General features: G+C 34.0%; 24 protein-coding genes. 16 read left to right on the top strand and 8 right to left on the bottom strand.

What is annotated here, in order from left to right:
- The first annotated feature begins 143 nt into the window (after positions 1 to 143).
- The gene (locus tag ACSVDA_RS03090; RefSeq protein WP_485880746.1) at positions 144 to 542 is read left to right on the top strand and encodes an ArsI/CadI family heavy metal resistance metalloenzyme; all 399 of its coding nucleotides are present in this window, start codon (positions 144 to 146) and stop codon (positions 540 to 542) included.
- Positions 543 to 567: 25 nt separating this feature from the next.
- The gene (locus ACSVDA_RS03085) at positions 568 to 756 is read left to right on the top strand and encodes a hypothetical protein (protein ID WP_485880745.1); all 189 of its coding nucleotides are present in this window, start codon (positions 568 to 570) and stop codon (positions 754 to 756) included.
- Between the two features lie 63 nt (positions 757 to 819).
- On the opposite strand, the gene ACSVDA_RS03080 is transcribed toward ACSVDA_RS03085, so the two are convergent.
- Positions 820 to 1665, bottom strand: coding sequence for an enoyl-CoA hydratase/isomerase family protein (locus ACSVDA_RS03080; protein ID WP_485880743.1), 846 nt, complete (start codon positions 1663 to 1665; stop codon positions 820 to 822).
- Positions 1666 to 2333: 668 nt separating this feature from the next.
- Here ACSVDA_RS03080 and ACSVDA_RS03075 point away from each other — a divergent pair.
- The 9 genes from ACSVDA_RS03075 to ACSVDA_RS03035 all read left to right on the top strand — a co-directional run bounded on the left by ACSVDA_RS03075 (position 2334) and on the right by ACSVDA_RS03035 (position 11498).
- Complete coding sequence (locus ACSVDA_RS03075) at positions 2334 to 3317, top strand: ring-cleaving dioxygenase (RefSeq protein ID WP_485880741.1); 984 nt, start codon at positions 2334 to 2336, stop codon at positions 3315 to 3317.
- A gap of 18 nt (positions 3318 to 3335) precedes the next feature.
- Positions 3336 to 3944: an alpha/beta hydrolase gene (locus ACSVDA_RS03070; protein WP_485880739.1), complete on the top strand. Its 609-nt coding sequence runs from the start codon at positions 3336 to 3338 to the stop codon at positions 3942 to 3944.
- A 223-nt stretch (positions 3945 to 4167) separates the two neighbouring features.
- The gene (locus ACSVDA_RS03065) at positions 4168 to 4794 is read left to right on the top strand and encodes a hypothetical protein (protein WP_485880737.1); all 627 of its coding nucleotides are present in this window, start codon (positions 4168 to 4170) and stop codon (positions 4792 to 4794) included.
- 544 nt (positions 4795 to 5338) lie between these two features.
- On the top strand, positions 5339 to 5842 hold the full coding sequence (locus ACSVDA_RS03060) for an RrF2 family transcriptional regulator (RefSeq protein WP_485880736.1): 504 nt from the start codon (positions 5339 to 5341) through the stop codon (positions 5840 to 5842).
- 356 nt (positions 5843 to 6198) lie between these two features.
- Positions 6199 to 6648, top strand: a complete 450-nt coding sequence (locus tag ACSVDA_RS03055) for a carboxymuconolactone decarboxylase family protein (protein WP_485880734.1) — start codon at positions 6199 to 6201, stop codon at positions 6646 to 6648.
- A gap of 256 nt (positions 6649 to 6904) precedes the next feature.
- Positions 6905 to 7366 carry a GNAT family N-acetyltransferase gene (locus ACSVDA_RS03050; protein WP_485880732.1) on the top strand — a complete coding sequence of 154 codons (462 nt, stop codon included), beginning with the start codon at positions 6905 to 6907 and terminating at the stop codon, positions 7364 to 7366.
- 435 nt (positions 7367 to 7801) lie between these two features.
- A complete protein-coding gene (locus tag ACSVDA_RS03045; RefSeq protein ID WP_485880894.1) occupies positions 7802 to 8866 on the top strand; it encodes a DNA alkylation repair protein in 1065 nt (354 codons plus the stop codon).
- A 488-nt stretch (positions 8867 to 9354) separates the two neighbouring features.
- A complete protein-coding gene (locus tag ACSVDA_RS03040) occupies positions 9355 to 10578 on the top strand; it encodes an outer membrane protein assembly factor BamB family protein (protein WP_485880730.1) in 1224 nt (407 codons plus the stop codon).
- 56 nt (positions 10579 to 10634) lie between these two features.
- A complete protein-coding gene (locus ACSVDA_RS03035; protein ID WP_485880728.1) occupies positions 10635 to 11498 on the top strand; it encodes a helix-turn-helix domain-containing protein in 864 nt (287 codons plus the stop codon).
- A gap of 593 nt (positions 11499 to 12091) precedes the next feature.
- Here ACSVDA_RS03035 and ACSVDA_RS03030 read toward each other — a convergent pair.
- Both ACSVDA_RS03030 and ACSVDA_RS03025 read right to left on the bottom strand, forming a co-directional pair.
- On the bottom strand, positions 12092 to 12685 hold the full coding sequence (locus tag ACSVDA_RS03030) for a kinase (RefSeq protein WP_485880727.1): 594 nt from the start codon (positions 12683 to 12685) through the stop codon (positions 12092 to 12094).
- A gap of 469 nt (positions 12686 to 13154) precedes the next feature.
- Entirely contained in the window at positions 13155 to 13913 is a 759-nt protein-coding gene (locus ACSVDA_RS03025; protein WP_485880726.1) for an SDR family NAD(P)-dependent oxidoreductase, read from the bottom strand.
- 396 nt (positions 13914 to 14309) lie between these two features.
- On the opposite strand from ACSVDA_RS03025, the gene ACSVDA_RS03020 reads away from it, so the two are divergent.
- Positions 14310 to 14639, top strand: coding sequence for a PadR family transcriptional regulator (locus tag ACSVDA_RS03020; protein WP_485880724.1), 330 nt, complete (start codon positions 14310 to 14312; stop codon positions 14637 to 14639).
- Positions 14629 to 15804 (top strand): DUF2812 domain-containing protein, encoded by a 1176-nt coding sequence (locus ACSVDA_RS03015; protein ID WP_485880722.1) that lies wholly within the window; start codon positions 14629 to 14631, stop codon positions 15802 to 15804. Before ACSVDA_RS03020 ends, ACSVDA_RS03015 begins: the two co-directional genes overlap by 11 nt.
- A gap of 74 nt (positions 15805 to 15878) precedes the next feature.
- On the opposite strand, the gene ACSVDA_RS03010 is transcribed toward ACSVDA_RS03015, so the two are convergent.
- The 3 genes from ACSVDA_RS03010 to ACSVDA_RS03000 form a co-directional block, all read right to left on the bottom strand.
- Positions 15879 to 16358, bottom strand: coding sequence for a VOC family protein (locus tag ACSVDA_RS03010; RefSeq protein WP_485880721.1), 480 nt, complete (start codon positions 16356 to 16358; stop codon positions 15879 to 15881).
- A gap of 107 nt (positions 16359 to 16465) precedes the next feature.
- Entirely contained in the window at positions 16466 to 17038 is a 573-nt protein-coding gene (locus tag ACSVDA_RS03005; protein WP_485880719.1) for a hypothetical protein, read from the bottom strand.
- Entirely contained in the window at positions 17031 to 17555 is a 525-nt protein-coding gene (locus tag ACSVDA_RS03000; protein WP_485880718.1) for an RNA polymerase sigma factor, read from the bottom strand. Before ACSVDA_RS03000 ends, ACSVDA_RS03005 begins: the two co-directional genes overlap by 8 nt.
- A 944-nt stretch (positions 17556 to 18499) precedes the next feature.
- Here ACSVDA_RS03000 and ACSVDA_RS02995 point away from each other — a divergent pair.
- Complete coding sequence (locus tag ACSVDA_RS02995) at positions 18500 to 18901, top strand: MerR family transcriptional regulator (protein ID WP_485880716.1); 402 nt, start codon at positions 18500 to 18502, stop codon at positions 18899 to 18901.
- A 338-nt stretch (positions 18902 to 19239) separates the two neighbouring features.
- On the opposite strand, the gene ACSVDA_RS02990 is transcribed toward ACSVDA_RS02995, so the two are convergent.
- Positions 19240 to 19935 (bottom strand): SDR family NAD(P)-dependent oxidoreductase, encoded by a 696-nt coding sequence (locus ACSVDA_RS02990; protein ID WP_485880714.1) that lies wholly within the window; start codon positions 19933 to 19935, stop codon positions 19240 to 19242.
- A gap of 232 nt (positions 19936 to 20167) precedes the next feature.
- Here ACSVDA_RS02990 and ACSVDA_RS02985 point away from each other — a divergent pair, with 232 nt between their 5' ends.
- Both ACSVDA_RS02985 and ACSVDA_RS02980 read left to right on the top strand, forming a co-directional pair.
- A complete protein-coding gene (locus ACSVDA_RS02985) occupies positions 20168 to 20851 on the top strand; it encodes a TetR/AcrR family transcriptional regulator (protein ID WP_485880712.1) in 684 nt (227 codons plus the stop codon).
- Positions 20844 to 23408 carry a PEP/pyruvate-binding domain-containing protein gene (locus tag ACSVDA_RS02980; RefSeq protein ID WP_485880710.1) on the top strand — a complete coding sequence of 855 codons (2565 nt, stop codon included), beginning with the start codon at positions 20844 to 20846 and terminating at the stop codon, positions 23406 to 23408. The genes ACSVDA_RS02985 and ACSVDA_RS02980 overlap by 8 nt, the downstream gene beginning before the upstream one ends.
- Before the next feature lie 346 nt (positions 23409 to 23754).
- Here the strand turns inward: ACSVDA_RS02980 and ACSVDA_RS02975 are convergent, their stop codons facing one another.
- A complete protein-coding gene (locus tag ACSVDA_RS02975; protein ID WP_485880708.1) occupies positions 23755 to 25137 on the bottom strand; it encodes an alkaline phosphatase in 1383 nt (460 codons plus the stop codon).
- Positions 25138 to 25426: the final 289 nt, after the last annotated feature.

The raw sequence follows: 25426 nt of genomic DNA, 5'->3' as shown, positions 1-25426 counted from the left end.
TTAATGCTGACATACCGAAACAAGGATAGAAATTGATTATCTCTAAATTTAAGTTGTCAGATTCGTTTTACTTGTTGTTCATTTTTTTTGAGGAATACATCAAAAAAAATTGATATATATTATTCATTAGGGGGTAATAAAGTATGAAAGTTCATGTTGGTTTAAATGTAACAAATTTAGAGGCATCGATTGATTTTTATTCGAAGTTATTCGGAACAAACCCAGCAAAGGTCAAACCTAATTATGCGAAATTTTTGTTAGAAGAGCCAGGATTAAATTTCACATTACGGCCTGTAGATAGTGTAGAAGGAAACCACATTAATCATTTCGGCTTCCAAGTGTCTAGACCAGAAGAGTTAAAAAAGCATAAACAAAGATTGGAAACTCAAGGGTTCTTCTCTAGGGATGAGAAAGATACAACATGTTGTTACGCTAGGCAAGATAAATTTTGGATCACTGACCCAGATGGCCATGAATGGGAATTCTTTTTCACCAAAGAAGACACTGAGGAAGACACTATCAATAATAATTGCTGTGCTTAATATGAAGAGGAAGGGAGAATGACTAATGAATGATTATGAGTATGAACATATGATGAAAGAACAAATGCGCAAATTGGATTTAATTAACAGAGAGGCATGGAAATATGAGCCCTATTATCGATCAAAGATGCCTCTCTCAATCAAATCCCTCTATTCTGAATTAACAAGAAAATTATTTCGAAAACAACAGCCTGTACCTTGCTGCATTAACTAACTATATTGAAACCACCAAAGATCAGTTGTAAAGCCTGATCTTTGGTGGTTTTGTTTCATTATTTTATTGCCTCCCCTGATTCATTTGGGCTAAATCCTGCATAACGTCAGCGGCAACATCAGCCAATAGCTCTGAAATGTGAATTTCTCGAGATGTTTGTGCACCATGTTTTAATACTTTGCCTATCAAATATTGTGTTTTATCTTCACCAGCACGTTCGATAAACATTTTGCGTTCAAGGTCTATGGCTGCTTGTTCATCTTTAAGTGCTAAATCAACAATATCCTTTATCATGTCTATATTGCGATGATCAAGGAAAGTTAATGGTGGTACAACTTGCTGTAGCATTTCTTCAATAGAATCTGATGGAATATGACGTGTAATCAGACCAAAGCGCTCGGCAGTAGGAGCATCCATATCTGCACTCGTCAAGAGGAATTCTAAAGCTCTAGTACGCCCTAATCGTCGTGCAGCTTGTACGCTTCCTTGTCCACCTGGAGGTATGTTTGTACTTAACTCGGGTTGAGCGAACACTGCATTTTCAGTGCCATATACTATATCGCAAGCCATAACAAGTTCATTTCCACCACCTCGTGCTGCACCGTCAACTATCGCAATCGTAATTGCGCGCATGTTTTTTACGTCCTCAATTAATTGCATAAAGTTTTCCGTTCCTGTTATACCTTCTTCTTTCCGATTTATAACAAGCACATCTAAGTGAGCACTGAAGAAATGTTTATTGTTTGAACGGAAGATGACCACTTTATTATGCTCATCCTTATTTAACTCACTTATTACTTGTTGCAATTCAACAATTAGATCATTTGAAAGTAAATTTACTTCACCATGATCTATTAGCAAAGTTGTAAAGCCCTCACCTTTCTGCACGGTTACACTTGTTGTATTCAAAATGCTACCTCCCTTTTTTAATTTACTATAGTTAGTCTCTCTTTCATCAAAGGAAATATTATTATTTTATTTGATTTATGCAATATATGAAGTTCTTTAATAGTGCTGTTAAATGACAATAGTATAGCTTTTTTCCATATTTCTAAAGGCTCTTAAATTATGTATGAACATTTAATAGTAAGGTGGGAGGTTTAGATGGGTACTGCTTAGACGGAAAACTTCATTTAATGCGAAAACAGCTTAGCTAATAGAATTTGTAATGTACGATGAATCATTCAAAATTGATAAGAAACATAATAGAAGGGAAGGATATTATATTATTTAGAAGAGACAATAGCTTATAGCAATAAATATCTTGAAAAAGTTTATATGTGGACTTTTAGAGGCAATAGTCTAAAAAAACATACCATTAAAAGTGCGTTTGTACATAAAGTGTTAGTATTGCTATAGATTGTGTAATGATAAACTTACCTTATGGTGTAAATCACAAAAGTATTATCCTGATGTACGAAAACAAACTATAGTGCGTCACCATCTGTTCATGCACTTAAATGTTGGGAAGGGCATATAAAAAAACACTAAATATATCTTTAGTTAAAATATCTTGAATTAAAGATAAAGTTAAGTTAAACTATTTATGAAAGAAAAATTATAAGGAGTGAAGCATCATGAGTTTAAGACCATTAAAAGGCAACCATCATGTTTCTGCCATAACAGCTAATATAAAAGAAAACTATAATTTTTATACAAAAACACTCGGTTTACGTTTAGTTAAAAAAACGATAAACCAAGATGATACTTCTATTTATCATTTATTTTATGCAGATGAAAGAGGAACTCCGGGGACGGATTTAACTTTTTTTGAAATCCCTAATGCAGGAAGAACTTACAAAGGAACCAATAGTATTACCTTAACAGCGTTACGTGTTAAGAATGATGATTCATTAACCTACTGGAAAGAGAGGTTTGAACAGTTAGGTGTAGATCATGATGAAATATCTCATCATTCTGGAAGAGCGACATTAAGCTTTCGTGATGTTGAAGGTCAACGATTGGTTCTTGTATCAGATGAAAATAATGAGGGTGTTCAAGGTGGTAAGCCATGGGATAAGAGTCCAGTACCTGTCGAGCATGGCATTGTTGGGTTAGGACCTATTACTTTAACTGTAGCAAATGCTGAATCTACCGCAAGATTTTTAACAGATATTCTAGGCTTTCGTGAAACTCGAAGCTTTCCTTCCTATACAAAGGAGCAGGATACAAATATTCGTGTTTTCGAATCAGGTGAAGGAGGTACTGGTGGAGAGGTTCATCTAGAAGAACGAAGCGATCTTCCAATTGAGAGACCAGGAAGAGGAAGTGTTCATCACTTGGCTTTCCGTGTTGAAGATCGAGAAGAATTAAACAAATGGGTGAAGCGGTTGACAGAGAGTAGAGTGGCGAACTCTGGATTCGTTGAGCGCTACTATTTCGGCTCCTTATACTTCCGTGAACCAAATGGGATTTTGTTCGAGCTTGCAACTGATGGACCAGGGTTTGAATCAGATGAGAGCTTTGAGACTTTAGGTGAAAAGCTAGCTTTACCACCATTTTTTGAAGGGCAAAGGGAATCAATTGAGAAGAAATTAAAGCCACTTGATACTAAGGAATAAACAGAGGAGAGTGATAACTTGAAGCATATATATAAACAGGGAAGCCGACCAGATTTACCAATATTACTTCTCCTGCATGGGACTGGTGGAGATGAAAATGATTTATTACCTCTTGCAGAAATCATTGAACCAAGAGCATCTATATTAAGTGTAAGAGGAAATGTAGATGAAAACGGAATGGCACGTTTTTTTGCGAGAATCCGAGAAGGGGTATTTGATGAGAAGGATCTCGTATTTCGCACAAGTGAGCTTAATAAATTTATTGATGACAGTGCTAATGAATATGATTTTAAACGAAATAATGTAATCGCGGTTGGTTATTCAAATGGTGCAAATATTGCTGCGAGCCTTATGTACCATCATAAAAATGCGTTAAGAGGCGGTATATTATTTCATGCGATGGTTCCACGGCGGGGGATAACACTTCCTCATTTAAATAATCTACCAGTGTTCATCAGTGGTGGTAAATATGATCAATTAATTTCTTCTAAGGAAACAAAAGAGCTTGTTAGAAATCTTGAAGAATCACATGGACAAGTTACAGAGTATTGGACAGAAGGAGGGCATGAACTTCGGAAGGAAGAGCTTAACGCCGCAAAAGTTTGGTTTGAGGAAAATTTTATTTAAACGAAAAAATAGGCTGTTGAGGAAACTTAACAGCTTTATTTTTTATGATTTCACAAAGCGGATATATTATTTTGATAAGGTTGCTATCACATTAATTGTTGGCTAATCTTAATAGGTTGTTTTCTAAATATTATTTACATTCCCATACTTATCACATAATTCTACTATATTCTTATAATGTAATATTTTATATTACTTACATATGATGAGGAGGATTTTTTACATGTTAAAAAAGTTAGGTTTGTTTGCATGTGCTGGAGTTATGACAGTTGGCATACTGGGATCAACTAGTGCCCTAGCTAGCGAAAATGAAATGGGGAAGTTTGATAAAGAAACTTTTATGGAAACTTGGAGTAGTCTTACTCAGGAAGAAAGGGAACAAAAGATTTTTGATAGAGCTTCGGATATCGGTATAGATACAACAGACATCTCTCTTGAAGAAGTTCGCAATTTGCTACAAGCAAATCGAGAGCAAACTTTTTTAGATAAGGCTGTGGAAGGTGGAATTGATATATCTGACAAAGATATAGAAGAAGTAAAAGATATATTGCTAGAACATTGTAGACAGGAGCTACTACAAAGAGCTGAAGACTTAGGGATAGTAACTGATGGCAAAACGATAGATGACTTAAAAGGAGAAGTGCGTGAGGAACTCCAAGAAGTAACAAGTAACAGTGAGAGAAAACAATTGTTAGAAGAATGGTCTAGTATAAGTGACATTGAAAAAGAGTTAAGACTAAGGGATAAGGCTGAAGAATTAGGTATCATTACTGATGGTAAGGAAATTGAGGAGATAAAGGAACTTATTAAGGAAGAGCGAGAGAAGCGCCAACAGGAAAATCAAAACTAATATAAGAGCGAATAATTTATAGCTTACGAATAACAAAACGACTGGTTCTGATTATCTAATGTACCAGCGTTTTTTTTATAAACATTTTGAAAGAAACAGTATTTTATAAAAAATGGTAATCGTATTAAGAATTAGATATATACACAACTAGAGTTTGTGGTATTAAACAGTATGACAAAAGAGAAGGTGTTAGCTTTTTCTACAATCTTTTACTTTGCATTTGGGCAAGTGATTCTTCAGGTCAACTTCTCGTATTACTTAGCTATATGAACGTTAGTAAGGCATTTGTGGAATGATGATAATTAACGTATTTATTGACTTCATGTAAAAAGAATTTATACAATATAGATAATTGTTATCTACGGCTCTTTTCACAAGTTTTGTTGATATTTCTAGCAACAACTTAACAGCTAAACGAAATTTGATGCGAATATTATGGTTTAGAAGAACAGATGCCACGAAACCCTAATTGGATCACGTTTTGTTCTTATTACGAAAAACAATAATTACTGAATACAGTATTATGTATAAAGGAGAAATGGTAATGCAATACAGCGTAGGAGTTGAGTACGCACTTCATAGCTTAGTTTATTTATGCTCCACCTCAAAGGTTGGGCCTATCGGAATTAAAGATTTAGCAAAAATACAAGGGCTATCAGAAACATATTTATCTAAAATCTTCACAAAATTAGTAAAGGCAGATATTATTACTTCAAGTACAGGCGTGAAAGGTGGATATGCATTAACGCAACGACCTGAAAATATTACTTTTTGGGATGTAGTTAGGGCAATTGAGGGAGAGAAACCATTATTTCAATGCAGGAGAATAGTTGACAAAAACATTTTTAACGAGCCATGTAACGAAGGCGAATGTTCTTCAGACATACCTTGTCGGATTAATCTAACGATGTTAGAAGCTGAAAATAAAATGCGGGATTATTTAAAAAGTAAAACTCTTTTATGGTTAAAAGATACATTGGATCAAGAATTACCAACTGAAACGATTGAAAAAACAGCAGAATGGTTTGATGAACATATTAAACCTTAATTAAAATCTGAGAAATCGCTTAGCGTATTATTTTATGTCACCTAGTTCATTAATTTAACTAACTAGGTTTTTTTGTGTTTTTACACAGTGATTGAATCCATGATTAAATTATTAATTGGGAGTTGACAAAAACAAGAAGTAATATGTATAATCCAGATAAGGGTTATCTATAAAATAAAAAGCTAATACCATCTATTTGCAATAAGAGGTTAATAAATGCTTATTCGTGGTGATTAGACCAATTAAAAATTAAAATCGATATTAGTGTATAGTAATTGGGGCTTCACCTAAATTTTTTTGGTTTCTATTACAGATAACTCTTATCTTAATTATATCTAAAGAAGGAGTGTTCATTAATGAAGACAAGATTTATTATGGGAGACGTTGATCCAGAAGCATATAAAGTTATGTTCGGCTTAGAAGGGTATGTATCTCATTCCTCAATTGACAAAACAATGTTAGAGCTTATTAAAATCCGTGCATCACAAATTAACGGATGTGCTTTTTGTATTGATATGCATACGAGAGATGCTAGGAAAAATGGAGAATCGGAAGAAAGAATATATGCCTTAAACGCATGGCGAGAAACGGATTTTTATACTGACAAGGAAAGAGCAGTGTTAGCATTAACCGAATCAATTACATTAGTATCAGAAAATCACGTACCTGATGATGTTTATAATGGGGTCAAGAACCTCTATTCTGACAAGGAAATTTCAGAACTAATTATGTCCATTATTACAATAAATGCATGGAATCGAATCGCTATTGCTACACGTATGATGCCGATGAAAAATGAACAGTAAATAAAGTCAAGGAATTTGAACCAGGTCAGGTGGAATGAACTCCACCTGACAGATCAATGGAAAGAAAAGAAGAACCCTTTGGGTTAAAATGAAGTGGGAGACCTATTGCACTTTCAATGATTATGAAATTCTAGTTTTCTCATAAACTGTGTTTAATCCATAAAAATTTCTGACTTTTTGACATATTAACTGTTTTCTAAAATTTAATTATTAGTATAATAATAAATATTTAATATGTTTAAAAGGAGGTCATTATATGGATTTGTGGCGAAATAAAGAGTTTTCTATATGTACGAATAACGAGTACTTGAATTTAGATATTATTCATCGATATTTGAGTGAAGAAGCTTACTGGTCAAAAGGAATACCGATGGAGAACATCATAAAATCTATAGCAAATAGTTCTTTATGCTTTGGAGTATATAAAGGGGAAGTAGGAACAGATGGGTGTGCACAAATTGGCTTTGCAAGAATAATTTCAGACTTCTCCTCTTTTGCTTACCTATGCGATGTATTCATATTACCGGACTTTCAAAAATTAGGTTTAGCAAAATGGTTATTGGACATTATTAACAATCATCCCGAACTAACAAATGTTCGTAGATTTATGCTTGCGACGAAAGATGCGCATTCGTTATATACGAAATACGGTTTTGAGCATATTAATAATCCAGAATTCTTCATGCAAAAAGTTCGTAAACCTTCGTATCAACAATAACTTGCAATAAAACGATGTTATATGTCGGACTAGGCTTTGATATGTGCAATTAATGGATTGCAAGATGTATATACCAACAAAGAGAATAATTAATTATCTATTTTACAAAGAATACTTCTTATTTAGGTATTCTTTTTTTTGTTCTGATGTTTGTATATCATCATTGTTTCGTCATTTCATCTGAAGTCAAAAAAAGTCACCGAATGAAACTTCTCCAACATTCACAAGTTTCTTATAAATTTACGACGGAATTTGTCGTAGTTGTATGTTAACTTTCATTTAATAGCACAACACATTATTTTGTATAAGACAGTTTTCGTAGTGTTGTTTATCGTACAAATAAGGGAAGTAATTTGTATAAATAACAACAAAACTTACGATAAAGACTATTAATTAAGAAGGAGTGCAATTTCAGTGGCAGAACCATTAAAGAATATGTACACAAAATCATTTTTTATTCAATTTGCGAATATTGTTGAGGAAGCGTATCCTCAGTTTGACTCAAATCATTTTATGAAGCTGATTTACTGTGATGACTGGGATACAAAAGAATTAAAGCAGCGAATGAGACATATTACAATATGTTTACGTGAAACATTACCTCCTTCTTATGAGGAGGCATTAGCTATTCTAAACAGCATTGCACCACAGTGTCGAGGGATTGAATATTTGTTCTTCCCTGATTTTGTTGAAGTATACGGACTAGAACAGTGGGATCATTCTATAGCAGCATTAGAACACTTTACAAAGTTCTCGACCTCCGAGGGGGCAGTAAGGCCATTTATTATTGCATCTCCAAAATTAATGATGGAACAAATGCTTCAGTGGGCTCAGCATGATGATCATCATGTTAGACGACTTGCAAGTGAAGGGTGTCGCCCAAGATTGCCATGGAATATAGCATTAAAAGACTTGAAAATTGATCCATCACCTATATTGCCAATACTTGAATATCTCAAAAGAGATTCATCAGAATACGTAAGAAGAAGTGTGGCGAACAATTTAAATGATATTTCAAAAGATCATCCCCAGATAGTGAAAAAAATTGCCAAAGAGTGGTATGGTCATGATTCTCACACTAATTGGATAATCAAACATGGCTGTCGTACTCTCTTAAAGCAAGGTGATCCTGATGCTTTAATATTATTTGGTTTTGATACTACTGAAGGAATTACAGTCGATCAGTTCTCTTTATCTTGCGAAAAGCTTACTGTAGGTGATGATCTAACATTTTCTTTCTCAATTACAAATACATCAAAAAAACCAAAAAAACTCCGGGTAGACTATGAAATTCACTTTGTTAAAGCAAATAACAAAACTTCAGCAAAGAAGTTTAAAATAACAGAGAATACATTTGTAGATACAAAAACCTATACAAGAACCCACTCATTTAAGGATCTATCAACTAGAAAGCATTATGAAGGAGTGCATATGTTAAAAATCCTTATAAACAGTGAGGAAAAAAAGCAAGATAGCTTTTATTTGTACAAATCTGTTTAAAGCTAGAGTACAATAAAATGGATTGTCCAATAAGTATAAAACCTTACTGGACAATCATTTGTTAATATCTTCCTTTTGTGTATAGAAACACTGTATCTCTACTCGATTTCAGGATTATACAATAATTTTTCAATAGCTCAAAATAGCGCCTCCACTTCTTTTAAAAAAATACGTAAAATGCTTCTAAGCCTTTTGTCTTGTAATAAAGAGTAGGTTATACACAACAATCATCATTGCAGAGGAAAAAAGGTGCTTAGTAAACAAACAGCTATCAACAGTTTATCCACAATCAACATGTGCTACTGTAGAGTAGATCTACAGTTCTGTGTTATTAGATTTCCTTCGTTGTAAGAAAAAAGAATGATTGGAACTGATCATAAGTTGGTCGAGATAACACAAAATGATTCGGTCATTCACATATCCATACATATAGAAAACAGCTAAAATAATTCCTATTAAGCTTATGTTTTCAAAAGTGGAGGTGTGTCATGGAAAATAAGGTTGATAATCAGTCGGTTCATTTTCGTAATGATATTCAGCTATCAGGAGTCTTTCAGGAAAATGAAATAAAGTCATTGAAGGGAGTTAAGTGGAAGTTTCAAACAGATGGAAAAATATATTCTTCTCCAATAGTTTTTAATGACACTGTATATATTGGAAGTGAAGATAAGCATTTCTATGCAATTGATAAGAATAATGGAGAAGTAAAGTGGTGTTTTTCAAGTGGTGGAGCGATACGTTCCGCAGCTAGTATTGCCAAGGGGCTTGCATACTTTACTTGCACTGACGGCTTTCTTTATGCTGTCCAGATTGATTCAGGTGAGCTATTATGGCGTTTTGAAACAAACGGTGAAGCTATGGTTGACCCATGGGATTACTTTCTATCATCACCTATTGTAAGTGAAGGAATCGTCTTCTTTGGTAGCGGTGATCATCATATATATGCTGTTCATGCTCTAACAGGAGATGAAATTTGGAGGTATAAAACTGGTGGTGTAGTACATGCAACACCTGCAATATACAATCAAACATTGTTTATAGGTAGCTATGATGGTTATTTTTACGCGCTACATATTCAAACTGGTAAAGAAAAATGGGTGTTTAGGACAGTAGGAGATAAATGGTTTCCGAATGGCGACATTCAAGGTTCGGCTTCTGTTTCTAATGGAACAGTCTATTTTGGTAGTCGGGATTTCAACCTGTACGCGATAGACGCTGAAACAGGCAGGGGTGAATGGAATTATAAAGTACCAGGAACCTGGGTTATTACAACACCAACTGTGAAAGATGGGCTTGTCTTTTTTGCTTCATCAGACCATTCTAAAATGTTTGCTATGGATGCTAAAAACGGGCGAGAAAAGTGGAATTTATCCCTCCATATTAATACGTTCGGATCAAGTGTAATAGCACATAATACTTTATATTTTGGAAATATGAATGGGAAGCTTTATGCTCTTAACTTACACACAGGAGAGCAACAATGGGTATACCAAACCGAATCAAGTAAGGAAGGCTTCGCAAAATGGTTAGATGATGAAGGTAAGTTAGGTGAAGAACTTAATGAACGACTACGAAATGCAAAGGATATTGACGAATATAGTAAAGTATATGATACGATTATGTCATTAGGGTCAATCATTTCAACACCCTTCATTGAAAATGGAACTATCTATTTTGGTAGTACTGATGGTTGCATTTATGCGCTTGAATAATTGGGGTGGACATTTATTATGAGCTTTTCACAACCTACAAACTTCAGGAGTGGAGCATGAATATCATAAAGTTTCCAATACCCCCATTTCCTTTATTTGTGAATGGGGGCCAATATGTATTTAACAAAGGAGATCGTCATTTTAAAAGGACATTTCCTATATTTGATTTACTATATGTAAAATATGGAAAAATATTTATTACTACGAATGGTGTCCAATATGAATTAAATGAGGGGCAATATCTTATTATCCTTCCAGGTGAGGAGCATTATGGGCATAAAGACTGTATAGAAGGTAGTCAGTTTATATGGCTACATTTTCAGTATGAAATAAAGTATGACCTAGAAGAAAATGAATCAATTGATTGGTCCAACATCGTTCAGAACATCCCGTCATATATAGAACCAGCAAACCTACTCTTGAAAATTCCTCAATATGCTAAGATACGAAAAAAAGAATATATGGAAAGGTTGATGGAGAGAATTATTGCTCCTAATGCCCTGCAAAACCCTGAATTATATTTATATCAACAAATATATTTTCAAGAATTTTTTGTTCAGTTACAAAAAGAAGCAATGACTGTTCCGAATACGTCTGAGAAGTTAACAGAACAAGTGATTGCTTATTTAAAAAAACATTTTCAAGAACATGTTACTTTAGATAATATAGCGAGAGATTTACTCTATCATCCAGATTATATAACCCGGTGTATGAAAAGAACAATAGGGGTGACACCGATTCAATTTCTTACTCAATACCGACTCTCTCAAGCGAAACATATGTTAACTAATTCAGATGAAACAATTAATTCAATTAGTAAAGGTGTAGGCATCAAAGATTATGCTCATTTTTCAAAGTTATTTAAGCTCCATGTAGGTGTTAGTCCTGCAATCTACAGAAAAGAGACTCAGCGAAAATAGTAGGATTTAGTCGAAAGACCTATAAAAACTATGATTTTGACCCGGAAATTTTGTAATAGATCGATAAAACAGATAGAACGCGGGAAAAATATTGATCATACATATGCACGAAAGTTAAATAGAATATATATTTACAATTAATAGAAGGAGAGATGAGCAGGAAGCTCTTCAATCCAAGCAGCTAGGTAATCTTTCTAACCCATTTATTAACGAACATATGCCACTAGAGTTAGACATACTTCTTCAACAAAACATTTCTTAATTAGAAATATAAACAGGTGTACTATGTCCTAATTGATTCTTTCTTCCTTCCTTTCTTTAGAACGAGATTGGGGTAGATGGAGATGTTCACAATGCAGCTTGATCTCAAAAGATGCCCATGTACAAACTTTAGAAGACTACGCTCTCTTAATAAACTCGGGCGATAACAAACTCATCTGCTAGAGAGTTTTTGCAAGTTTCATCTAGTACAATTGTGAAAAATATATTGCCCTCGATGAAGCTACCCCATAACGATCTCAAAAAGGGTAGGAATTATTACTTGAGCTAGCTAATCAATCCTGAATTTATTTCTAGTGTGAAGTGTCGACATATTAGTTCTTTAATATGAGATCTGCCTTTTTCTCTGGAAGCTCATTTTGTAAGTAAAATGCTTCTGCTTTCCAATACCTATTTTTAAACTTCGTGATGTTTCTCTGTGTATTTGTACTTTCACGAAGAAATCTATGATCCCTCGGACAATCTAAATAAACAACATAATCATAAAATTCCCGCCATTCGAACCGTTGAAGGAAAACCCCTTCAATGATGATGACACAATTTTTAGGAAGTGAGATGCTTCTCACAGTGCATGAGTCTGAGTCACTTTCATAATAAGGAAGATTGAGCTCGGTTGCATTTTTAAGTTGTTGAAAAAAATGATCCTTTAGCAAAGCTTTGTTCCATTGTAGATGATAATACTCGTACCACTCTTCTTGCCCAGTATCGTAACGGTTTTTCCGCTCAACGATGTGGTCATCAATGTGGAAGATATGGTATGGGATATTTAATTTTTGCAAATGATGACTAAGCTTACTTACAAGCGTAGTTTTGCCAGAGCGACTTAAGCCATCAATGCCTAAAATAAATCGATTGTTGTGTTCGGTAGTAGTAAGTAGTTGTATTAATGAATTCACATTATGATCCAAATTTAAAAACCCCTATAAGCTATTTTCTAAATTATTGAGGATGTTCAATACGTGTTGAAATAACTAAAACCAGCCTTTATCTAAAGGTTTGATTATTAACAATCTGTACACCCATCACATTCAGTATTGATACAATTAAGACATGATTTATGCTCACTCTTCATACGTCACACTTTGTTTGAATTTTTAATTTACACGTATTAAGTTGCATTTTAGAGATTATGTAAAACTAATATCATAATAACAAAGTTTGCAAAAATATTCCTTCTTCACTTAAACTAAACAAAGGATGTTTTCCACTAAGATATAAGCACATATACATGTAGCGATGATGACATCTTTTCTACTTCTTATAATCTCTTTGGGATCAGACCCCATCTTATTGTCCATTATTAATAACGAAAAGAGCTTAAATAAAAAGTCAGTAAGGGCTAACATGAAATAAATATAGCCCTTACTGACTTTTAAGTTATCTCGTTCTTGTCACTCGATTAAAAATAGGATCTTTAAGCTCAAATTCATAAGTGAGACCGTTGACGATTCCTACAACGTGATGACTATCATAAAGTTCTAACATAAATGCTGCCATTTCTTTGGCAGTATGATATTTAGGAATAACGCCTTCATATTGAAAATCTTCAGCATCAATAGATCGTTTTCCAAATTCGGTTTCAGTTGCAGCTGGAGCCAAAACCTTTGCTTGCATTTTTGCATTCTGATCTTTTAATTCTTGAGCAAGCCCTTCAGTAAATGCACTTACGTAAAATTTAGTAGCACAGTAGGTTACAGCATCTGCAACAATTGTATAGCCGCCACCTGAAGATATGTTGATAAGCTGTGTACCTTCTATATTTGAGTAGTCACGTACGTACAGTGAGGATAGTATCGTTAATGCTTCAATATTTAAATGAAGCATTTTTTCTATTTTATTTAAATTTTGTTCACCAATTCCTGCAAAATTTCCAAACCCCGCGTTGTTAATCCATGTTTCTATGTCTAAATCTTGGAGGTCTTCATATAGTTTATGCGCGTTTTCAATTACCGATAAGTCAGCTATTCGTATGATAACGTCTAAGTCCGGAGCTACCTGTGCGATTTTGGACTTCAATTCTTCCAACTTATCTTCTCTTCTAGCTACAATAACTAAGTTTTTTCCTCGGGCGGCGAATGCCAAAGCTGTTTCATATCCAATTCCAGAACTTGCACCTGTAATGACGGTATATTTCATTTATCAAAATCCTCCTTGACTCATTTAATTTGACTCTTTTCACATAGATTATTGTTTTTTTACTAAACAATAAAATCGTATACAACTAGAATTCGTGAGATGTTTTCTTCTATAAAACGATATCTTTGCCTTCTAGTTTAGGAATTATAGCAACAAAGTTTACGAAAAGAGACTTTATTTTTTTAACTGCAATGTAATTATATTCCTTAGAGCTTGCTCTAAGTCAAATGATTTTTATTATTCGAGATTTTGGAAAAATACCCACTTAACTATATTGAGCTTCTCAATTGTGGATGGTGCAGACGAGCAATAATTGAATTGATATTGTAACTAATAACGACAATTATTATGCTATGCGATATATCGTATAACATAATATAATGATAGGTGATAATTTTGAATGAAAACGAGCGAGCACCAATGACTGAGGCGATGTATTATGTTCTCCTGGCTATACATAAACCACTTCATGGTTATGCTGTCATGAATGCGATTAGAGAAGCTTCTGGTGGAAGAGTGAATATGGGACCAGGAACACTCTACGGTATTTTGAAGCGTATGGAAAAAGACAAACTCATTGTTTTAGAAGACTCCGATGGAAGACGCAAAAGCTATCAAATTACTTCAAGTGGTCGTAGAGCATTTAAACAAGAATATATGCGTCTTACTAAAATGGTAGAGGATGGGGATGTAATATTTAGAAGGGAAGGTTCAAATGAAAAATAAGCTAAAAAAGAAATTCCTATGGCTTGAGAGTTGGTATATTGAGGAGCAGGAAGCATGGTTTTCTAATATGGCATTGGAAGGATGGAAGTTGATAAATATTGGTCATTTTTTTGCGACATTTGAAAAAAGTGAACCAGCAAAAGTGGATTACAGGTGTGATATATTCAAAGTTAACGATCAATACTATAACAGAATTGACTTTTATAAACAGGCGGGTTGGGAACATATCGGCTCACGTGGATTCGTCCAAATATTTAGAGGAAGAGACGATGTTACATCTGAAATTCATACAGACGCTAGTGAACTAGCAGAAACTGTATCTATACTTAAAAGGGATATTACTAAAAGGTTTTGGATGATTCTATTTCTTTCAATAATTATTATTATATTACAAATGAGTACATTATTTGTCGATCCTGTTGACAATTATGTAGAAGATAACTTCATAGATGCAGCAGTGATGATACTTATTTACGTTAGTGTTTGCTTTAATATGATTACTGGCATGTTCCATTTGTCAAAACTAATGAAAAAAATTAAAGCAGGGCATTTATTCGACCGTAAATTGGATTACAAGAAGAAAATGAAACGGAGTAAACTGATAGGAAGTGGTACGATTGCTCTTGCGACGATTTGGCTGGTTTATATAGTGGGTAATACTATTATGTACATTACTCAAGAAAGATTCCCGGAAATCCCCAATAAAGAACTACCTATCGTTCACATGTCAAATGTATTTGATAATTTTGAGTACGTTACAAGGAATGGTGAGATTGATAGACGGGCAAATTATTATACAGAACAATCTAGTATTTTAGTACCTAATTATTATGAACTTGAAGAACAAGTTATAGTCCCGAATACGATGTGGGATGACAAAACTGGCGTTTATCGCCCATCACTCAAATCCTATGGGTATGAAATAAGGAGTGAATGGTTGGCTAAAGCATTTACACAGTCTTTAAAAGATAAATATACTAATGACTATGATGGGTTTTACGATCAACAATTTCATAGTGAATTTGATGAGCTATGGCTTAGAAAAACCGATACAAAATCTGATTTTATTGCGAGAAAGGGTCGTTTTGTTTATCGGGTTGTATATCGTGGAATGGAGTTGACTGAAGACATAATAAACCTAACATTTGCCAAAGTGCCAAATTGATACGAGAGATTCCCTTGACAGCTTCAGTTTAGAAGCTATCAAGGGAATTTTTTAACAACATATGAAGCAGATGATTAATTGTTTATATGTTCCTTTGTTTGTTCTTCCTTTTTCAATTCGTCCCATTCACTTAAATAAAGCATCTCATTTAAATCTAGCGGGTCACCCTCTAATACCGATACAAACTCTAAACTGTTTCCATCTGGATCATAAAAATAAACTGAAGCAGCAGGCATCCAAGTAAATACGATTGGTTCAATCGGTTCTCTACCAAAAAAATCTTCAGCAAGCTTAATATCTCTGTTATCTAACCATTCTATTGATGTTTTTAGTTTTGATAATTGTACGCCAAATGCAAAATGTCGTTTTGTAATATCTTGCCCGGTTGGTACTTCCCATAGACCAAGCATTTGTTCCTTATTTCCGATAAAAAAGAACGCGCATTTTCTTTCACGAATTCGATGCGCTAATTGAAGTCCGAGCTTTTCAAAAAATGCAATGCTTTGATCTAAATCTTTCACTTGTAAATGGGTTTCGTATATACTCTGTATCATCTAAATCACTCCAATTGTTTTTGGTAATTTTGATTTTACAGTTATGTATGCTTATCTCATACGGTAGGAAGAAGTAAAGTAATCTACAACTTCTGACCGATTTGTATTTAAAAATTTCTAACCCTTAGTACATACTTTCCACCAATATTGCCATAAGGGGAATATACTTTTACCGTATAAACACCTGATCCATATTTACTTAAATCCACTGCATATAACCTCTCTTGTGATTTAGCTGTTTCTGATTTACCAATGAGAGTACCGTCAGGAGCATATACTTTGTATTTATAGTTATAGCTATTATGCAGGTTATTTAACCAAAAGTTACACTCCGAACCTTTTTCAACATCTAAATTTACTGTATAACTTTTGTTATTCTCAGTAAGCACATCTTCTACTTGAAGTTCTGCTTCAGCAAATTGCTCACCCGATGTATTCCCCAACTCCACACTTTCTTCTAATAATGTTGATGAAGAAAACAAAATGATAATAATACATATTGCTGCAATCAAACCTGTTATTGGGAGTAAGTTGTACTTTAATCTGCGCTCTCTCTTTTTATTATTTATTTCACTTTCTATTCTTTTCCTAAGTTCGAATTGTCTTTTAGGATCCCAAGAAATACTTTCATCTAAATTTTTTACATCTTTAAAGAGGTTATGATCATGTTGATTACTCATAAACCCATTCTCCCTTCGACAATTCTTGTTGAAGTGCTTTTAGAGCTCTAAGTAAAGTTGATTTAACTTTACTCTCACTCCAACCTAATATTTCACATGTTTCTTTCGTAGACATCCCCTCAATTTTTCTAAGTATGACCACTTCACGATAACTTGGCTTTAACTTACCAAGGGCTTCATACAATTCTTGAAAGCTTTCATTAATCGTAATAGCGCTTTCTAATGTATTGTTAGCTTCTTTCTCTCGATATTGATGACTAAAGTGCTCAAAAATATTGAATTTTTTCCGTCTCATATAATCCATTGTAATATTGTGGGCAATCCTGAATATCCAGCTTTCAACTTTTTCTTTATTTTTTAACTGACCATATGAGTTATAAACTTTTATAAAAGTTTCGTGGGTTAAGTCTTCAGCTGTATGGTAGTCTTTAGTTAATGTAAAAATGAACTTTAAAACCCGCCTACTATACAAGTCATATAGGGAAAGCACTTCATTTTTCTTTTCATCTCGTTGCACTATGTTCCCTCCCTAGTTATTGTCGATCATTCTACATTGTAAATGGTTCGTTTTATATTTATATGAAATGTATAGCTTAAAATATCCTATGCTTATTATTATAATCTTCTTCGTTCATTTATATAAAAATCTTTGTTTTTCGATATATTAAAAGTTAATTCATATATTACATAGTTGAGCCTGTCAGTGTTTGGTAATTATGATATTGAAATGTAAATGATAAGGGCTCTTTTTTAACTTTGTCATTATTTATACAAAATTATGACAGTAAAAAGAAGTATTATATGGATTATCATTATATTTTAGAAGGATATCCGAGTTTATTTAAATGAAAAACAACAATCAATGCAACAACAGCCTTCTTTAATAATACAGTCACAATGGTGTAACGAATTGTCATTTTATGAATATTACATATGATAATTGAATTGTTATAAAAGGAAATAAAAGTTGAAAATATAGCATTCAATAACTAGCTGAATTTTTGAAGTATTCAACGTCACCCAAAGTCTAATTAATCATACGATTGAAGATAAAAGTAAAATCACAAGCTGTTCATACAAAATAGTAATACTTTATTCGGTAAAATAAATTCATTTAAATTGATAACTTCAATGAACATTTTCTGCTAAAAAAATTTAGTATTTCAAAATCTAAGAGAAGAAGGGATTAGCAAATGAACAATAAATTATTCAAGATCATCTCAATCAAGAGGTAAAGTATATTATTGTTGGCTTAGTTTTAGTAGTCGCTTTGGAAATTTATTTTACATTAAGAAAGGGCAAAATTAAAGATGATTTTGAGTAAAACAGTTTTTATAGAGTATAAATAATTGGTCGATAAAAAATAGTTATTTGACCGATAACATTCATATATTAACATCTTATTTATTTGTGAGTACTAAGCTGTCCGGTGTAATATAAGAATAGGGGGGATGTGATGTCATGTATACAATCAGTGAGGTCGCAAAAATATTAGGAGTCAGTGCTCATACATTAAGGTATTATGAAAAAGAGAAAATCATAGAACCAGATCGCAACAAGAATAAAGATAGAATGTATAGCGATGCACATCTTAATTGGCTTCGATTTGTGATGAAGCTAAAACAGACACAAATGCCAATTGCAAAAATTAGAGAATACGCACAATTGTATATTGAAGGAGAGCATACAACGATCGCCCGCTTACAACTGCTCGAAGAACATAGGAGTGAGATTCAAGATCAAGTGAAAACCTTGGTTGACACGGAGAAGATGCTAGAAGACAAAATTAATTCATATAAAAAAATGGTTAGTATGAAACATCTAAGCTCCGTTGCTACTCAAACAAAATCTGAGAAGGATTGACAGGCTCTTTTCGTAAAGGTTGTGCTACCATTACCAAAATAGAACCACAGGAAGTGGTCTTAGACGGTGTGGGGAAAGATGTCACTAACCTTCGTTATTACGTGGTACTTCTTAGGACGAAAAACTACAACCAATACGAAAAGAGCCAATTAATACGAAATCAACCACATGAAAAAACAACAGGGAGCATGCCTGTTGTTTTTAGCTTATAATCTTTTTATAACAATATTAAATCACACACAACTAACAACCTTGAATCTTAAACGTCAAGCTAATGATGTCGACAAGGTTAAATGTAAAAAACCTATGCAAAAACGGCTATAGTTACATAATAAAAGTTATTCCGCTTTCTGGATATGGTCTATTTGCAATACTTTCTTTTCACTAGATGATTGCAATTGGGCTAATTTAACTAAATAGGGTGCGATATTTGCAGGGTCATCACCTGTTGTCACCAAATTCGTTTTCATCGCACCAGGGTTAAAAACGTGTGACGTAATCCCATTTTTATGCTCTTCGTCATCTACAGTATAGGATAATGCTTCAATGGCAGCTTTGCTAGCAGCGTAGGCACCAAAACCAGCAGCACCTTCCTTCGCTAGACCTGAAGTAATGTTGATGATCTGTCCTGACTTTTGACTTCTCATAATTGGTAAACATTCTCGTATCATTAAGAATACACTTGTAGCATTATTAGTTATTTGGTACTCCCATGAATCTAAGGGGCTTTCGAAAATGTGATATTGTTCAAATACTGCCGCGTTATTTATTAATATGTCGATCCGTTCAAATTTAGCTGTAGCTGCCTGTACAAGCATTTTTACGTCAGATTGAGATGAGACATCTGCACGGATAGGCAGAACTTTAACATTATACTGACTTGTGATGTAGCGCTCAACCTCTTCAAGCTTTGCATACTCCCGTCCACAAATGACTATATTAGCTCCACATTTAGCAAAGGCAATTGCAGTTTCTTTCCCTAAACCGCTCCCAGCACCAGTTATAATGACAACTTTCCCATTCATATTTTGCATATCCGTTCCCCTTTTTCATAAATTCCGGAATTCTTATGTGAATGATAGTATATTACACATCGTTTAAAAAGTCAATTTATTCTGAAAATTTATAACATGTTAACAACAGCTATGATCTTCATGAGTATTAATAATACGCAGTAAGGGTATTTTCTTTGATTGAAATGGAAAATTAATGTATACTATATTTAACAGACCGTCGGTCGGTTTGTTTGAAAAGGAGGCTAATAAGTTGGAGTTAAAAGATAAGATTATACAAGCAGCGTTTGGCTTGTTTGCGGAAAAAGGATTTGAGAAAGCAACAGTTTCAGAAATTATTAAGTTAGCGGGCAGTTCCAAAGGGGGATTTTATCATCATTTCAAATCAAAAGATGAAATTCTCGAAGCAATCACCTCGCGATATATAGATGAATTAAAAGCTGATTATGAGAAGCTTCTTCAACATCAACAACGTTCAACTACTGAATTATGGAATCATATTTTTACACAGCTGATCCAATACAAGCTTGGTAAAATTCCTGAATGGCCGAAAATGAGAAAAATCTTTTCATTTAATGGAAATCATATCATTCTTAAAAATTTTGCAAGCCAATTTGAAGTAATGACGACGGAACTATATACACAGCTCATTTTGCAAGGTGTTCGAGAAGGTATTTTTCATGTTAAACACCCAAATATGTTGGCTGGATTATGGTCTAGAGAAATGATTAGGATACTTTCTATATGTAGAAAGCTAATTTTTTCTTCCAATGTCGAAGCATATAAAGAACTTGAAATGTTGTTAGCTTTTAATGAAGATCTAATCAATCGTGAATTAGGTGTTTCTTGTAATGTGATTCAAATTAAAGAAGTAGCCCTTCAATACGTTCAGCAATCTAGAAAGCGGCTTGAGCATAAGGAGGAATTTGATGATTAGATGGTTTCATGAAATAGGAGAGGATGATTTTCAAGCTGTTGGCGGCAAAGGGTACAATTTGAGCAAAATGTATAATCAAGGCTTAAAGGTACCAAATGGTTTTATTATTACTTCAGATGCTTATAATTCATACATTCAACAAAATTTCATAGGAGAAAAAATAAGCAGGATTGTAAAAGAAGAGACGTCAACGAAAGAAAAATCCTTGACTATAAAAGTATTATTCACAAAAGAGTTGTTTTCAATAGAATTGCAAAAACACATTGAAGATCAATTGACTAAAATCTCGAGTGGACGTGTAGCTGTTAGAAGTAGTTCAACTGTTGAAGATTTACCTGGAATGAGTTTTGCTGGGCAATATAGCACATATTTAAATGTAACAACAAAAGACATCATTGACAAAGTTCTATTATGCTGGCAGTCCCTCTGGAATGAAAGAGCAATTGATTATAGAACAAAATATAATGTTACGTCAGATTTTACTCATAGTGTCGTCATTCAAGAGATGATCAACTCAAAGTTATCCGGAATCGTATTTACAGCAAACCCAATTACAGGGAATAGGAATGAGTTATATATAAATGCATCTTATGGGCTCGGAGAAGCGATTGTGAGTGGTGAAGTGAATCCAGACCAGTATACGGTAGCAAAGCCGAATGGAAAGGTACTGATAGAAGAACTATCTTCAAAAGAACGTTTGTGTCAATATGGCGAAGACGGGATTGAATATGTACCAGTAAGGGACGGTTTAAAGAACGGTAGTTCATTGGAAAATCTACACATCGAATTGATTGTGAAAGAAGCCGTTAAGGTGGAGAGGTATTTTGGTAAACCTCAAGACGTTGAGTTTGCTTTTGATCATGACGATGAATTATATATTGTTCAATCAAGAGATATCACTTCATTATTCCCGATAGACAGTTTTGTTCAAGATGAAAAACTTAGAGCATATATATCAGTAAGTACAGTTATGTTAGGAATGAAGGAGCCTTTTACACCGTTAGGATTTGAACTGTTTGGGCATATGGTTCCGACGATTGTAAGCGTGATGACGAGTCGTAATAAGCCTTTGGATGGTGGATTTGTAAAAGAGGCTGGTGGAAGAATATTTGCTGACATCACTTATTTATTAGCAAATAAATTTGTTGGAAAGCAATTTGCGAAAGCTTTTTCTGGAAACGATCTTCCACTTGAAGGTACGATGAATGCTGTATTGAAACATCATGGGAAACAGTTTACTAACCAAGGAATCAAATTTAAAATACCTTGGGGCATTATTAAATATGCTATTAGTATGGTTAAGCCATATGTTGAAGCTAATAAAATCGCTTCCGAAGACAGGTATGAACAGATGAAGAAAATTGGTCATGCTGTAGTTGAAGCACATATGGAGCTTGCATGTTCTCTCCAAACTGTTGAAGAGAAGTTGGATTTTATTATGGATACACTTGTCAACGCATTTAAATTATCTCAGAAGCAATCCTTATATTGTGTGGCATTTGCTAATTTCTCAAAAATTAGTAAGAAGCTCTCGAAAATGTTAGGTTATGATTATGATATCGTTCCGCTAACAAAATCATTCCCCAATTGTATAACTGTTGAATTAGGTATGGAGCTTAATTATTTGGCAAAGTACTTTGATGAAGAGGGGATAGAACCAACAAAAGATCACCCTAAAGTGCGACAATTCTTAAAGGAATTTGGACACAGAAGTACAATAGAATTAGATTTTGGTGTAAAGAGATGGTCGGAGGACCCAACATATATCATAAACTTAATAAAATCGTATATGGTAGATCAAATGTACAATCGGAACATTGAGGAAGTTCTTGGGAATGCGCAAAAAGCAGATCAGTTAATTAATGAAATATACGAGAGAATTAAAGTATTAAAAGGTGAAAGAAGAGCTAGGAAAATGAGGAAGATGATCATTGATTATCGAATAGCTGCTGGAATGAGAGAGTATCCAAAATTTGATATCGTAAGAATGTTGGCACTAGCGAGAGAGGTTATGTTAGAAGTAGGTCAGTTGTATGAACAGCGTGGCTTAATTGATGATGCAGAAGATATCTTTTTTTTAAGGACGCAGGATATAAGAAGTAGGGAGCAATTAAGACCTACCATTCTAGCGAACAAAGAAATATATATAAGGGAGTTTGCTAGAACAACGATCCCTCGCATTGTATTAAATACTGGAGAAACATTTTACTCAGCTCAAAATATTGATCCGCATAGCAAAATCCTGCAAGGTGTTCCTTTATCAGCAGGTATTTATGAGGGAAAAGTAAGGGTTATTTTTGACCCAAATAAAGCTGAGTTATTAGAAGGAGAAATTCTTGTTACAGAAAGTACGAACCCTGCTTGGACACCGTTATTCATGACTGCAAAAGGGCTTATCATGGAGTATGGTGGTCCTGTTAGTCACGGTGGAATTGTAGCAAGAGAATATGGCATTCCTGCAGTTGTCGGTATACCTTCTGCAACAGCAACATTGAAGGATGGACAAATGGTTAGAATTAACGGTGAGACTGGTACGATTGAAATATTAAAACAATAAGATATGAATAATTAACTATGAATTTAGCTTTGTATTCCTTAGGTCCATATTCAGGTTTTACACGAACGTTCTTATCGTAACTTTGCGGCTGCTTTTTAGAAATCACAAGAGCAAAGGAGTTTTTATTCCAATGTCATCGCTTTAAAAAAGTATGAGGAAATGCCATTTAATAAGTGTTTATTTCTTAGAATAACAACAACTGTTGGGGAAATTTCCTAAAAGACAAATGAGTCTTAGGGTGAGTAAGCATGAGCTAATTGCTTCATTTTGAACATCACAACCACTCTAAGATTTTGCTGGAATATGTGATAGAGGGTACCATCGAATGATAGCACCCTCTTATTACCTACTTTTTTTCGTTCTTATCTTCTAATAAAATAGCAATGATTTTTCCGTGGTCTGTATTGTCAATGAAGCCCGCAAATAATTCCTTTTGAGGACCGTATGCATATACTGGCACTTCTTCACCAGTATGTCCACCTGTCGTCCAGCCAGATAGAGAACGAGTATTTACGATAGCTTCGATAGCATTGTCAATAACAGTAAATGTATCTTCTTCAGCATTAGCAGCATCTTTTACAGATTGTATTTCTTCTTCAGTTAATTCTAAATCGATGTACTTGCTTAAGGCTTTTTCTACTTCTAGTCCTTCAACAATTTCATTAGCAATGTAATCAGGAGTTTTCTTAAATGCTTTGATCGGCTCAACGAAGAAATTATAAACACCGTTAGCTCCGATAGAGAATCCTCCAGTTGAATGGTCAGCTGTCACAACAACAAGTGTGTCACCATCTTTTTTCGCAAACTCAATCACTTCTTTAAAGGCATTTTCAAAATCTTGCATTTCACTCATGGCTGCGACGATATCATTATCGTGACCCGCCCAATCTATTTGACTTCCTTCTACCATTAAGAAAAAGCCGTCTTTATCCTTGCTTAAGCGCTCAATTGCTGTTTTTGTCATATCTTGTAAAGAAGGAATATCAGCAGTACGGTCAATCATTTTGTCCATACCTTTCGGAGCAAATAAACCTAGGATTTGGTCATTTTTATCTTTTAACAATTCATCACGTGTTGTAACATAACTATATCCATCCTTTTGGAATAGCTTAGTTAAGTTGCGGTCTTCGCGATCGAAGTATGATGTGCCGCCTCCGAGCAATACGTCCACTTTATGCTCTCCGTTAATGAGGTCATCATAATAATCATCCGCGATTTGATCGTAATTCTTTCTAGATTCATCGTGAGCAGCATATGCGGCGGGTGTAGCATGATTGATTTGCGATGTAGCTACTAACCCTGTTGCCATACCACCTTCTTTTGCTTGCTCAAGAACTGTTTTTACATCTGATTTATCATTATCTACAGCAATAGCGCCATTATATGTTTTTATACCACCAGACATTGCTGTTGCAGCTGCAGCAGAATCAACAACATTTTCTTCATGATCGTCTGGGTATGTAGTTTGTAATCCTACTAAATATGGATCAAAAGCAGTTTTTTCATATTGCTCTATGTCTGGATTATCATTCATATAACGAAGGGCTGTCATATAAGGAACACCCATTCCGTCACCGACCATAAAGATCACATTCTTTACTTTGCCATTTTTTGATGAGGCTGCATTAACAACTTTTTCTTCACCCTGCAAAAGACCGATACTGCCTACTGTTAATGTACTAACAAGTGCAATAGGTAACAGTGACTTCTTCCAATTCCATTTTTTCATAACATTATTTCCTCCCTATATGTTTGATCATATAATAGTTTAAGAGAAAAATGTAAAAGAGGTATTGATAAATTACTAACATTTAGTAAATAAAATGTAAATTGGTAAAATAATGGGATGTTAATGATCGAAAAATGACTAATGGTGAAACGTACTTTAAAAGAGAATACTAATCAAGGAGGATTACCTTTGTTTAACAGTAATGTTGTTAGTAAATACTTGTAATTCATCATCTTGCTTTCAAGTTTATTGAAAAAAGACAAGAAAATTTTTTTCAGCCGTATCTTTT

It is taken from the genome of Cytobacillus sp. Hm23 (assembly GCF_051842895.1).
Lineage (GTDB): Bacteria > Bacillota > Bacilli > Bacillales > SM2101 > Nanhaiella.
The sequence above is the reverse complement of the archived record's forward strand: the minus strand, read 5'-3'. Positions and strand labels throughout refer to the sequence as shown.